The 12231-nt window shown below is 46.1% G+C and carries 12 protein-coding genes and 1 pseudogene; all 13 read left to right on the top strand.

Annotation, left to right across the window (positions count from 1 at the left end; all coding sequences use genetic code 11):
• The first annotated feature begins 64 nt into the window (after window positions 1-64).
• The 13 genes and pseudogenes from QOS03_RS02835 to secE all read left to right on the top strand — a co-directional run bounded on the left by QOS03_RS02835 (window position 65) and on the right by secE (window position 12117).
• A complete protein-coding gene (locus tag QOS03_RS02835; protein WP_283575265.1) occupies window positions 65-604 on the top strand; it encodes a dCTP deaminase/dUTPase family protein in 540 nt (179 codons plus the stop codon).
• Between the two features lie 39 nt (window positions 605-643).
• Window positions 644-2020, top strand: a complete 1377-nt coding sequence (gene radA / locus QOS03_RS02830; RefSeq protein ID WP_283575264.1) for a DNA repair protein RadA — start codon at window positions 644-646, stop codon at window positions 2018-2020.
• A gap of 46 nt (window positions 2021-2066) precedes the next feature.
• Entirely contained in the window at window positions 2067-3257 is a 1191-nt protein-coding gene (locus QOS03_RS02825) for a PIN/TRAM domain-containing protein (RefSeq protein ID WP_283575263.1), read from the top strand.
• 74 nt (window positions 3258-3331) lie between these two features.
• On the top strand, window positions 3332-4831 hold the full coding sequence (gene gltX / locus QOS03_RS02820) for a glutamate--tRNA ligase (protein WP_169461346.1): 1500 nt from the start codon (window positions 3332-3334) through the stop codon (window positions 4829-4831).
• 129 nt (window positions 4832-4960) lie between these two features.
• Window positions 4961-5569, top strand: a complete 609-nt coding sequence (locus QOS03_RS02815) for a phosphatase PAP2 family protein (RefSeq protein ID WP_272216005.1) — start codon at window positions 4961-4963, stop codon at window positions 5567-5569.
• Between the two features lie 306 nt (window positions 5570-5875).
• Window positions 5876-7288 carry a cysteine--tRNA ligase gene (cysS, locus tag QOS03_RS02810; RefSeq protein WP_283575262.1) on the top strand — a complete coding sequence of 471 codons (1413 nt, stop codon included), beginning with the start codon at window positions 5876-5878 and terminating at the stop codon, window positions 7286-7288.
• Between the two features lies 1 nt (window position 7289).
• Window positions 7290-7703: a Mini-ribonuclease 3 gene (locus QOS03_RS02805; RefSeq protein WP_283575261.1), complete on the top strand. Its 414-nt coding sequence runs from the start codon at window positions 7290-7292 to the stop codon at window positions 7701-7703.
• Window positions 7693-8439 carry a 23S rRNA (guanosine(2251)-2'-O)-methyltransferase RlmB gene (rlmB, locus tag QOS03_RS02800; protein ID WP_169461342.1) on the top strand — a complete coding sequence of 249 codons (747 nt, stop codon included), beginning with the start codon at window positions 7693-7695 and terminating at the stop codon, window positions 8437-8439. Before QOS03_RS02805 ends, rlmB begins: the two co-directional genes overlap by 11 nt.
• Window positions 8440-8495: 56 nt before the next feature.
• Window positions 8496-9791, top strand: coding sequence for an alkaline phosphatase family protein (locus QOS03_RS02795; protein WP_283575260.1), 1296 nt, complete (start codon window positions 8496-8498; stop codon window positions 9789-9791).
• A gap of 3 nt (window positions 9792-9794) precedes the next feature.
• A pseudogene (locus QOS03_RS02790) lies at window positions 9795-10902 on the top strand (MFS transporter).
• A 232-nt stretch (window positions 10903-11134) separates the two neighbouring features.
• Window positions 11135-11716, top strand: coding sequence for an RNA polymerase sigma factor (locus tag QOS03_RS02785; RefSeq protein ID WP_283575259.1), 582 nt, complete (start codon window positions 11135-11137; stop codon window positions 11714-11716).
• Between the two features lie 59 nt (window positions 11717-11775).
• Complete coding sequence (gene rpmG, locus QOS03_RS02780) at window positions 11776-11925, top strand: 50S ribosomal protein L33 (protein ID WP_169461338.1); 150 nt, start codon at window positions 11776-11778, stop codon at window positions 11923-11925.
• Between the two features lie 12 nt (window positions 11926-11937).
• On the top strand, window positions 11938-12117 hold the full coding sequence (gene secE, locus QOS03_RS02775; RefSeq protein WP_169461337.1) for a preprotein translocase subunit SecE: 180 nt from the start codon (window positions 11938-11940) through the stop codon (window positions 12115-12117).
• Window positions 12118-12231: the final 114 nt, after the last annotated feature.

The raw sequence follows: 12231 nt of genomic DNA, 5'->3' as shown, positions 1-12231 counted from the left end.
TAGTTTAAAGATAAATTACGATTAAAATATAAAAACTGAACGTAAAATTTCTAGAGGTGAAGAAATGAAAAAAAGAGGATTTGAGATTGTTGCCAAGTATGCTGATGCCGACCTAAACCTGCCGCAGCGGCAAACTAAGCAGGCAGCTGGTTATGACTTTGAGGCCGCTGCTGATTTTGTGGTACCTTCAATCTGGAAACAGGGCCTTTTTAAAGCGCTGCATGCTATCAAACATGCTGCCGAGCTGAGAGAAGATGAGCTGGCGGCCGGTGATCAGGCACTCAAACCGGTTTTAGTGCCTACTGGAATCAAGGCCTACATGCAGCCAGATGAAGTACTGATGCTCTTTAATCGTTCCAGCGGTCCGTTGAAACGGCGCTTGATTCTGCCCAATGGCGTTGGCATCATTGACGCCGACTATTATGACAATCCAGCCAATGAAGGCGAGATCTTTGTACAGCTGATTAATTATGGCTTGTTTGACTACCACGTTAAAAAAGGCGAGCGGATTGCTCAAGGGATCTTTATGCCATACTTAACGGCTGACGATGAGTCAATGCCTAAAAATGATCGGGCAGGCGGCTTTGGCTCAACCAAAAAATAGTTCTAAATAACCAGCTTTTATCAAGAAAGGAAATTGCATATGGCGAAAGTCAAAACCCAGTATATCTGCCAAAACTGCGGCTATAATTCGCCTCGTTACCTTGGTCGCTGCCCCAACTGCGGTCAGTGGAATACTCTGGTTGAAGAACGCGTTGAAACGGCAAACACGCAAAGTACGACGCGGCATTCGACGACCTTGACGGGAATCGTTGCTAAACCGCAGCGCGTTAAAGACATCGATGCTAAAAAGCTGCCGCGCGTCAAGACCAGGCTAAATGAGCTTAATCGGGTTTTAGGTGGCGGCATCGTGCCGGGTTCGCTGATTTTGATTGGCGGGGATCCTGGAATCGGCAAGTCAACGCTTTTGCTGCAGGTTTCAGGCCAGCTCAGCGATGAGGGGCATTCTGTCTTGTATGTTTCGGGTGAAGAAAGCGGCGCGCAGATCAAAATGCGGGCAGAACGTCTGGCAGTAGCCGGCGATGATTTTTACATCTACCCAGAGACCAGCATGGACAGCATTCGGGCAACAATCGATGATTTAAATCCTGAATATGTGGTGATCGATTCGGTCCAGACTATGCAGGCGACTGATGTCAACAGTGCGATTGGGAGCGTGTCGCAGATCAGAGAGGTTACCGCGCAGCTGATGCAGATTGCCAAAAGCAAGAACATTACGATTTTTGTCGTTGGTCACGTTACTAAAGGCGGCGCGCTGGCAGGGCCTAAAATCTTGGAGCATATGGTTGATACCGTTTTGTACTTTGAAGGCGATCTGCATCATACCTATCGAATCTTACGGGCGGTTAAGAATCGTTTTGGCTCGACCAATGAACTGGGAATCTTTGAAATGCGTACGGCGGGGCTGGCAGAGGTCAAAAATCCATCTGAGATCTTTTTAGAAGAGCGACTCCAGGATGCCACTGGGTCAGCCGTCGTGGTTTCATTGGAAGGGACGCGGCCAATCTTAGTTGAGATCCAGGCCCTGGTTACGCCGACTGTCTTTGGCAATGCTCAACGAACGGCGACGGGCTTGAATCGGAATCGGGTCTCTTTGATTATGGCAGTTTTAGAAAAGCGCGCCAATCTTATGCTGCAAAATCAAGATGCCTATCTTAAGGCAGCCGGTGGCGTTAAATTAGATGAGCCGGCGATTGATTTGGCGATTGCCATCGCGATTGCTTCCAGCTATCGTGATAAGGGTACGCGCCCTGATGATGCTTTTGTTGGCGAAGTTGGGCTGACTGGTGAGATTCGCCGCGTCAGCCGCATCGAGCAGCGTGTTGCCGAAGCAGCTAAGTTAGGCTTCAAGCGAATTTTGGTTCCCAAAAATAATCTCCAGGGCTGGAATCCGCCAGCTGATATTGAAGTGGTCGGCGTTACGACTATAAATGAAGCATTACGGCTTGCATTAGCGTAAAATAGAAATTACGACACAGTAACGATTTATCAAAGGAGGGTTGCAGGTGAGAAAGAGAATTATCAGATTGCTGTTCGTAATTGTAGGGGCAGCAGTTGGTTTTTACTATCTACCACCGATTTGGATTGCCATGCGTAATCAGTTTGGCGTTCAGTTGGCACGGCCCATTGAGTCAGTAATTGATTTTTTGATTGGAGCACTTGTTTTTTGGCTGATTTCACTGCTGTTGACCAACTGGACGATTAAGATGCTCAAACAGGTTGAAAACGCCCTGACTAAAAAAAGCGTGACCTATCTGCTCTTTGGGGCCATCTCAACGATTTTTGGCCTGATATTAGCAATTTTGATCTCAATTCCGCTGTGGCGTCTGAGTATTCCAGTCGTTAACAACGTCTTGCCGGTACTCTTGATGATTTTGTTCAGTTATCTGGGCTTTCATCTGGGAACCACGCGTCAAGATGAATGGCGCAAACTTTTAATGCGGCGTGGTCGCGACGATCAGGATGCTCAGGTGATTAAGCGTCAAGATGAAAACTATCATCATTACAAGATCTTAGATACCAATATTTTGATTGATGGTCGTATCTATGACCTGGTCAAGACCGGCTTTTTGGAAGGAACGCTTTTGGTGCCGAATTTTGTGCTTTACGAGCTGCAATACATTGCGGATGCCGGCGAAAGTATCAAGCGCGTACGAGGGCGACGTGGTCTGGACATTTTAAATAAGCTGCGCAGTGAAAAAATCGTGCCGGTTGAAATGTACAAAGGTGACTTTGAAGATATTAAAGAAGTCGATGAAAAATTGATCGCGCTGGCTAAAAAAGTCGATGGCGTGATCGTTACCAACGACTACAATTTAAACAAGGTCATCCAGTTTCAAAACGTCCAGGTGCTCAATATAAACAACTTGGCCAAGTCATTGCGGCCACGCGTAATTCCTGGTGAACAGCTGACGGTTGTCGTTGTCAAAAAAGGTACGGAGCGTCAGCAAGGGGTAGCCTACCTCGATGATGGTACGATGGTCGTAGTTGAGGATGGTCGCTACTACATGAATGAGCAGCTGGATGTTGAGGTAACCAGTGCATTGCAGACTGATGCCGGACGAATGATTTTTGCGCGGCCACTGCACTCAACTCATGGCATCAATGGCAATGAAAGTCAAGGTCAAAAACGTTTGGCAGAATCAACCAAAAAGACAGATCATAAGAATAACGATCACAATAATCACAAAAACTAGTATTTGCAATTTAAGCATTGCACGGTACACTAGAATAGAAATATTTTCAATTTTTATGAAAGAGGCGGAACAACTTGTCAAAAAACGAAATTCGGGTTCGCTATGCGCCTAGCCCGACTGGACACCTGCACATTGGTAATGCACGTACGGCACTGTTCAATTATTTGTTTGCTCGGCACTACCATGGCAAATTCATCATTCGGATTGAAGATACTGATACGAAGCGTAACATCGCGGATGGTGAACGCAGTCAGCTGGACAATCTGAAATGGATGGGACTGGACTGGGATGAAGGTCCTGACATTGGCGGCGATTACGGTCCATATCGTCAATCAGAACGCAAGGACATCTATGAAAAGTACGTTCAAGAACTGATGGACAAGGATCTGGCCTACAAGTCATACATGACTGAAGAAGAACTGGCTGCCCAGCGTGAGCGTCAAAAAGCAGCTCACCAGATGCCACACTACGAATACGAATATGCCGGCATGACTGATGAAGAAATCAAACAAGCTCAAGCTGATGCTGAAGCAAAAGGCTTAAAGCCGGTTATTCGGTTCCGTGTACCAAAAGACCACACGTACGCCTGGGACGACATCGTCAAGGGTCCACTGTCGTTTGACTCGGCTTCAGTTGGTGGCGATTTCGTAATTATGAAGCGGGATGGCATGCCGACCTACAACTTTGCCGTAGTTATCGATGACCACCTGATGAAGATCAGCCACGTCTTCCGTGGTGACGACCATGTCTCCAACACGCCTAAGCAGATGATGATCTACGAGGCACTGGGTTGGGAAGCACCAAAGTTTGGTCATATGGCTCTGATCATCAACAACGAAACGGGAAAGAAGCTTTCCAAGCGTGACGAATCCGTGCTGCAGTTTATCGAACAGTACCGCGACCTGGGCTACTTGCCAGAAGCCATGGACAACTTCATTATTCTGCTGGGCTGGTCGCCAGTTGGTGAAGATGAAATCTTCTCACTCAAAGAATTTGTCAAGATGTACGATGAAACGCGGCTGTCCAAGTCACCAGCTGCCTTTGACCGTAAGAAACTGCGCTGGATCAACAACCAGTACATGAAGAACTCCGCAGTTGATGAGGTCTTCAACGTTGCTATGCCATTACTGATCAATGCTGGGCTGATCGAAAAGCACGCTGATCCATACAAGATTGAATGGATGCGTCGAATCGTTGAGATCTTCAAGCGCGAAATCTCTTATGGTGAGGAAATCCTGCAATACGCCAAGCCATTTGTTGAAGAGCCACAAATTCTGACTGATGAAGCCAAGGAAGAAATGAGTGCCGAAACGGTGGCCGTTGTATTACGCGACTTCCGTGACAAGATTGCTGCTTTGGACTTCATGGATGCTACGTCTATTCTGCACTGCATCAAGAGCGTGCAAAACGATACCAAGGTTAAGGGCCGCAAGCTTTGGATGCCACTGCGAATCGCAATTACGCATGAAACGCACGGCCCACAGCTGCCAGAAAGCATCGAGCTGATTGGTCAAAAAGAAACGCTGGCTCGTTTGGATGACATGATCGACCGGGTTGAAAACGGCAAGCTTTAAGCTTTAACGATCAGCAGACGATCCAAAGTCAGATTAAATAAAAAATGGGATCCAATATTCGGCTTAACCGAATAAGGATCCCATTTTGCTTGTTGGAATCATTGATGCTGAAAACGAAAGGAAAAGAAAATGCGAATCATTCCGGCACAAAACGACGTACTGCAGATGCTGGCAGCCTTGGTCACGCTGATTTTTATGGGGTGGTCGTTAAAATGCTGGCCAGCTTTTCATCGCTTTGATCAAAGGTTGCATAATCAGATTCCCAATCGGCAGACCAGTCTTTTTTGGCGCGCGGTGGCATTTATTGGTCAACCTAAACTGACGGTTGGCTATGCCTTTATTTTAGCGGGACTGGTTGATTTAACGGCTGATTCGATAACGGCACTCTGGGTACTGGCGACTTTGGGCAGCTTGGATGCAATTGGAATTGGCGTTAAGAGATTCTTTAAGCGCCAGCGTCCCCAACGTCACCTGGCAATAGACGACGGCTACAGTTTTCCAAGCGGCCACGTTTTGGGAACGACGGTTTTGGTGCTGATGATTTGGGCACTTTGGCCAACGCCTTTAATTGGAATGGCAGGCCTGATCTGGCTGTTGTTGGTGGTTGTTTCCCGCCTGGTTTTAAGAGCCCATTATCCAAGCGACGTCTTCAGTACAATGGTTATGGCTGCCGGCTGGGTGGCGCTATTTAGAAGAATGTATGCGCCAATGGTCGATTGGCTGATCAGATTATTTTGAAACAGAAAAAGCAGCGGCCGGGGGAGCCACTGCTTGAGGAGTATTACGAAGATCTTGGGGAGATTTCGTAAAATGTGTATTTTTCGGTTACTATTGGGAGGAGTAATTGAAAAATAATAGGTTTCGGTTAAATTGATTGCAGCCAAGCTATCTCGTTTGACTACATCTGTAATACTAGCACCCTTTTATGAAAAAAGTATGAACAAAGGCTTAACAATTTATTTTTAATACGTCAATCAGGAATCGCAGTGAATTGTGGTAAAATACTGTTATTGCAACTACTTTTACAAGGAGGATTACGGCGTTATGTTGACTATTTATAATACGCTTACCCGTAAAAAAGAAGAATTCAAGCCATTGCATCCTGGAGTTGTTAACATGTACGTCTGTGGTCCCACGGTCTACAATTACATCCACATCGGCAATGCGCGCAGTGCCATCGCATTTGATACCGTTCGGCGCTATCTGGAGTTTAAAGGCTACCAGGTCAATTACGTCTCCAATTTTACCGATGTTGACGACAAAATGATTAAGGCCGCTGCTGAACAGGGAATTACGGTTCCTCAGCTGGCCGACAAATTTATCAAGGCTTTCATGGAGGACACGGCTGCCTTAAATATTGAACCAGCTACCAAGCGGCCACGTGCAACGGAAAGCATCCCTGAAATCATCGACTTTATTAAAGTCCTGATTGAAAAGGACTATGCCTATGTTGTCGATGGCAACGTCTATTATCGAACGCGTAAGTTTAAACACTATGGTGAGCTTTCCGGCCAATCAATCGATGATTTGGAAACCGGTGCCAGCGAGCATATTACAGCTGAAGAGATTCACCAAAAAGAGGATCCTTTAGACTTTGCGCTTTGGAAGGCAGCTAAACCAGGTGAGATCAACTGGGATTCGCCATGGGGTCAAGGACGGCCTGGCTGGCACATTGAATGTTCGGTCATGTCAACGCGCTATCTGGGCAAAACGATTGATATTCATGCTGGAGGACAGGATCTGCAGTTCCCTCATCATGAAAATGAGATTGCCCAAAGCGAGGCCGAAACCGGTCAAAAGTTTGTTCGTTATTGGATGCACAATGGTTTTGTCACGATTGGCAAGGACAATGAAAAGATGAGCAAATCTTTGCACAACTTTATTACGGTTCATGACATCATCAAGCATGTTGATCCACAGGTACTGCGATTCTTTATGGCAACTACGCAGTACCGGCGGCCAATTCAATATAGCGAGGCCAATCTGCAGGATGCCCAAAACAATCTGGAACATATTCGCAATACCTATGACAATCTGACCTATCGGCAGCGTGATGCTCAAGATGGTAATGACGAAGACGTGGCACAACGGGTAGCAGCATTTACGCAACAGTTTATTACGGCGATGGATGATGACATCAATGTTCAAAATGGGATTGCTACTGTCTATGAGCTGATTAAGTATGCCAACGTCTATGCCCAGCAGCCGGTCGTAAAAGCTGAGGCACTCAGAACCTTAAAACAGGAACTGGAAAATCTGCTGGGAATCTTTGGAGTCAAGCTGGAAACGTCCAACTGCGAGATTGATGATCAAGCCATCAAGGACCTGATCAATAAGCGCAATGAGGCCCGAGCTGCCAAGAATTTCGCCTTAAGCGATCAGATTCGTGATGATTTAAAAGCACAAGGGATCATTTTGGAAGATACCCCACAAGGAACGCGCTACAGAAAGGAATAAAATGGAAAAAGTCGACTATCAGCAACTGAATGGAATTGCCCTGGCTTATCTGGGGGATGCCGTCTATGAGGTGTTTATTCGCCAACACTTATTGGCACTTGGGATGAGCAAGCCCAATCGTCTGCAGCATCAAGCAACGCATTACGTTTCAGCTAAGGCGCAGGCGGCACTGATTGAATTGATGAAAGAAGATAACCTGTTGTCTGAAGAGGAGTGGAGCTATTTTAAACGTGGTCGCAACGCCAACAGCTACACGCATGCCAAGCACACCTCGGTTTTGACGTATCGTATGTCAACTGGCTTTGAGGCTCTGTTTGGCTATCTGCAGCTTTCGGGTCAAAATGAACGAATCAGTGAACTAGCGCAATGGTGTATTAAGCAAGTAGAGACAGGAAGAACAAAACATGAAGACTGACGAACCAGAATTTATTATTGGCCGCCATCCTGCGGTCATGGCTTTAAAATCCGATCAAGAAATCAACAAGGTTTTCATTCAAAAAGATCTTAAGGCCGATATTATTGGTCAAATCGTAAAATTGGCCAAGGAACGGCATTTAGTGATCTCAAACGTACCTAAAAACAAGTTGGATCAGATGACCAACCATCAAAATCACCAAGGGGTTGCCCTGGCAATTGCTGCCTATCGCTACGCTACGATTGATGACCTGTTTGAAAATGCGGCCAAGCATGATGAGGCACCATTCTTTTTGATTTTAGATGAGCTGGCAGATCCGCATAATCTAGGGTCAATTCTTAGAACCGCCGATGCTGCTGGGGTTCACGGTCTGATTATTCCCAAGCGGCGTTCAGTGGGGCTGACCTCGGTAGTTGCCAAGACGTCGACTGGTGCCATTGAACACGTTCCGGTCGCACGGGTAACCAATCTGGTCCAGACGGCCAACGAACTAAAGGAACGTGGTTTATGGCTTTTTGGTACGGATATGAAGGGAACCGACTACCGCCGCTGGGATGCCAAGGGACCAGTGGCCTTGGTAATTGGCAATGAGGGCAAGGGCATTTCGCCATTGCTGAAAAAGACCTGTGACGAAATGCTGACGATTCCAATGATCGGCCACGTGCAGAGCCTGAATGCCAGTGTTGCGGCCAGCCTGTTGATCTATCAAGGATTCAATTCACGGCACCCGCTTTAAAACAATGCCGCAGCGTCACTTCGCGCTGCGGTTTTACTATTTAGAGGTGATTATTTATGAAACAACGCCGACTAGTGGTGATCTCACTGGATTCACTGGGCTTTGCCGATCTAAATGAACAACGTGATCTGACGCCCAATTTAAATCGGCTGATTGCCCAAGGAACCTGGGTTAAAAAAGTGCGGGGGATTTTTCCAACGCTGACCTATCCATTACACACGTCAATTATTACTGGGCAGTATCCAGCCGTTCATGGTATTGTTAACAACACCAAGCTGCAGCCAACGCGAAAATCGCCAGACTGGTACTGGTATCAAAGAAAAGAGATCAAGGCAGCAACGCTATATGATGTTGCACACCAGGCTGGATTAAAGACGGCAGCCTTTTTATGGCCGGTAACTGCTGGCAGTAAAATCGATTGGAACGTTGCTGAGATTTTTCCCAATCGAATTTGGACCAACCAGGTACTGGTATCCTTAAAAGCCAGCTCACCATGGTTTTTATATCAGATGAATCGCAGATTTGGCCACCTGCGTCACGGCATCAAGCAGCCCTGGCTGGATGATTTTGTCACGGCAATGGCGACTTGGACGCTTCAACACAAGCAACCGGATCTGACTTTGATTCATCTGGTTGATATGGACAGCATGCGGCATCGCTATGGCGTTCGATCAAAGCAGGCAAAAGAAGCACTGCAGCGACTAGATGCTCGTGTCGGCAGAATCATTCAGGCAACGCGGGATGCTGGAACGTTTGATCAGACTGATTTTGTTTGTCTGGGTGATCATTATCAGATTGATGTTGACCAGATGATTCATCTCAATACGCTGTTTGCACAAAAAGGCTGGCTAAGGCCAATCAAAGATCAGCAGACTTTTAAAAACGACTGGCGGGTAATGGCTAAGACGTGTGATGGCGAAACCTACGTCTACGTAAAACCAGGCGTTGATCAAGACGAAATCAGACGAGCAATTGCTGGAGTCAAGGGGATCGAAAAAATCTATGATGGCGCGCAGGCCGTCAAGTTGGGGGCCGATCCGCACTGTGCATTTTTGGTTGAAGCTAAAGCAGGTTATTACTTTACGGATGAATCACAGCGGCCAGCAGTCGTTGAACCAGCCCTGCCAGCAATGATGGGTCAGCCAGATCGCTACCGTGGCGTTCATGGCTATGGTGCTGATAAGCCTAATTATTTTACGACCGCGGTTTTTTATGGTCCTGATATTAAACCAGGGGCTGCAGTAGAACATGCCGCATTGGTAGATGAGGGTCCGACATTTGCGCAGCTTTTGGGACTGCACTATCCAAAACCAACTGCGGGTAAACCGATCAAGGGAATCTTAAGGAAGTGAAACATGCGATTCAATAAACAGCAGTGGCAATGGATTTTTTATGACTGGGCCAATTCTGGCTATGGAATTTTAGTCGTCACGGTCGTCTTACCGGTTTATTTTAAGTCCGTTGCTCACCAGAATGGGGTCTCAGCAGCAACGTCAACGGCCTTGTGGAGCTATGCCAACAGCGCGGGGACTTTGGTCGTTTCGCTTTTAGCACCGTTTTTGGGAGCAATGGCCGACTATCCGCATGCTAAGCGGCGCTGGCTGAACTGGTTTGCTGGTCTCGGGATTGTCATGACGCTGATTTTGGGAATTCTTTCACCAAGTAACTGGCAATGGCTGTTTAGGCGGCGTAGTGGCTTTTTTAATATTTTTGATCGTTGAGCTGGGACACGGCTTTGGCTGGTTGAATGATTATGGGATTGCCCGGTTCAGTTTTATTTTGGCAGGATTATGGTGGCTTGTTTTTAGCATGCCATTTTTGAAAAATGCTCAGCAGCATTACAGCGTTCCTACCGAGGCACATCCATTTAAAGCTAGTCTGATTCGTGTCATAAGAACTTTGCAGCACATTCGTTGCTATCGGGATGCATTTTGGTCCTTGGTGGCATATTTCTTTTATATTGATGGCGTAGATACGATTTTTACAATGGCTACTTCGATTGGAGCGGATATGGGGATTAGTACCACGATGCTGATGGTTGTCTTGTTGGTTGTGCAGCTGATCGCCTTTCCATTTTCAATCTGGTATGGCTGGCTAATCGCACCTCGACGCGTAAGGCATTGCTCCTAGGAATCTGCATATATTTGTTCATTTGTCTACAGATGCTGCATTTAAAGACACTGCATGATTTTGGGGCTTTGGCGATATTGGTCGGTACCAGTCAAGGTGGGATCCAGGCATTGAGCCGTTCTTATTTTGGCAAGCTGATTCCTAAAGAAAACAGCAGTGAATTTTTTGGCTTTTACAATATCTTAGGCAAGTTTTCAGCGATTATCGGTCCGATTCTAGTCGGTATCGTAACGCAATTGACCGGCAAGTCAACCATTGGGGCGGGGCTCGCTGGCAATCTTGTTTGCAATTGGTCTGCTGATCTTTTTGCGGTTGCTGACACTTTCAAAATAATTGAACATTGCTTTTTATTCGTAAGCAAATTCACCTCAAATGTAAATTTATGAAAGTATAGTTACTGCTTGTAACCGTTTTACTTCTAGTGTATATTAAAAATGATAAATAGGGGTGCAGGCCTTAGACGGAAACCGCCGGAGTAGTGCATCAGGTAAAGGCGTGCTGCTTTTCTATCAGTTTACTGATCAGTCATGGCAACCCAAATCTATTCGCTAGCGAGAGGAAGAAAATGGCGAAAGCAAGAATCGGCAGTGCTGGTTTTCAAGCGCTGACCGCTGAAAAAGCAATTTTACGTGAGGCGAAAAGTGGCAACCCACTAGCAATTCAAAAGCTGTTCGTTAGTTATCAGGGACTTTTTTGTTATGCATGGCAAAAGTATCATCCAGCAGACGTATCTTTGCATGACTGGCTTTCAAATATGTATCAACTGCTCTATCAGGCTGCCTTACATTATGACGGTAGCCAGGGTGCTTCGTTTGGTCATTATCTGTATCGTTCGCTGGAAAATCTGGCTAAGGGTCAATATCGCAGATGTCGAGCCAAGAAAAGAATCCCAGCTGATTGTCTAGTGAGCTTGAGTGATCAATTGCCGGTTGCTTGTCAAGAATCATTGGAAGATCAGATTTGTTGTCGCTTGATTTTTGAAAGATTCTTGATTGATGATCTTTCAAAATTTGAGCGTGAGGTGCTGGTCGCAAGCCTGTTTATTGATATGCCAGCACTTTGTCAGAGATTCAACTGCAGTCAGCGAACGATCCAATCAGCATTGTCGCGTTGTCGCAAAAAACTGATTTTGGCTTTGCAGGCTTAAGTGAGTTGCTTTTTATCCCAAGTCCATGATAGGCTAGACAAGTATATTGGAGGCATAAAATGACTCAAAAAAAAGCGGCACTGGAATGTACCAAATGCGGTGCACGCAACTACACGGTAACAGTTAAGCCTGATCGTGAGTCGCGCCTAGAATTAAGTAAATTCTGCAAGCACTGCGGTGAATATACTCTGCATCGAGAAACTAAATAAGGGACGATTTCAATGAAACTTACAAAATTTGTAAAAAGCGTCAATGCTGAAATGCATAAGGTGGTCTGGCCAACAGCTAAGGAAACGCGACGGGACACGACTACGGTAGTTTCGCTGACGATTTTCTTTATTATCTTTTTTGCGATTATCGACTGGCTGCTGCACCAGTTTATGCTACTGATCGTTGGCTAATTATTGGTCAAATCATGCAGAATCTGGTATACTGCTGTTTGGTTGAAAAAACTTCGCTTTGGGCGAGGTTTTTTATTTTGAACTTTTTTGGTTTTACACAAATGGAGGAACAAC

Origin of the sequence: Limosilactobacillus pulli, from assembly GCF_947381555.1 — a bacterium.
In the GTDB taxonomy this organism is placed as follows: domain Bacteria; phylum Bacillota; class Bacilli; order Lactobacillales; family Lactobacillaceae; genus Limosilactobacillus; species Limosilactobacillus pulli.
This window is presented reverse-complemented; position numbering and strand designations above follow the sequence as displayed.

Excerpts from the sequence above, each read along its gene's own strand:
- QOS03_RS02835 (WP_283575265.1), top strand. The coding sequence starts at position 65 with ATGAAAAAAAGAGGATTTGAGATTGTTGCCAAGTATGCTGATGCCGAC.
- radA (WP_283575264.1), top strand. The coding sequence starts at position 644 with ATGGCGAAAGTCAAAACCCAGTATATCTGCCAAAACTGCGGCTATAAT.
- QOS03_RS02815 (WP_272216005.1), top strand. The coding sequence starts at position 4,961 with ATGCGAATCATTCCGGCACAAAACGACGTACTGCAGATGCTGGCAGCC.
- cysS (WP_283575262.1), top strand. The coding sequence starts at position 5,876 with ATGTTGACTATTTATAATACGCTTACCCGTAAAAAAGAAGAATTCAAG.
- QOS03_RS02805 (WP_283575261.1), top strand. The coding sequence starts at position 7,290 with ATGGAAAAAGTCGACTATCAGCAACTGAATGGAATTGCCCTGGCTTAT.
- rlmB (WP_169461342.1), top strand. The coding sequence starts at position 7,693 with ATGAAGACTGACGAACCAGAATTTATTATTGGCCGCCATCCTGCGGTC.
- QOS03_RS02795 (WP_283575260.1), top strand. The coding sequence starts at position 8,496 with ATGAAACAACGCCGACTAGTGGTGATCTCACTGGATTCACTGGGCTTT.
- QOS03_RS02785 (WP_283575259.1), top strand. The coding sequence starts at position 11,135 with ATGGCGAAAGCAAGAATCGGCAGTGCTGGTTTTCAAGCGCTGACCGCT.
- rpmG (WP_169461338.1), top strand. The coding sequence starts at position 11,776 with ATGACTCAAAAAAAAGCGGCACTGGAATGTACCAAATGCGGTGCACGC.
- secE (WP_169461337.1), top strand. The coding sequence starts at position 11,938 with ATGAAACTTACAAAATTTGTAAAAAGCGTCAATGCTGAAATGCATAAG.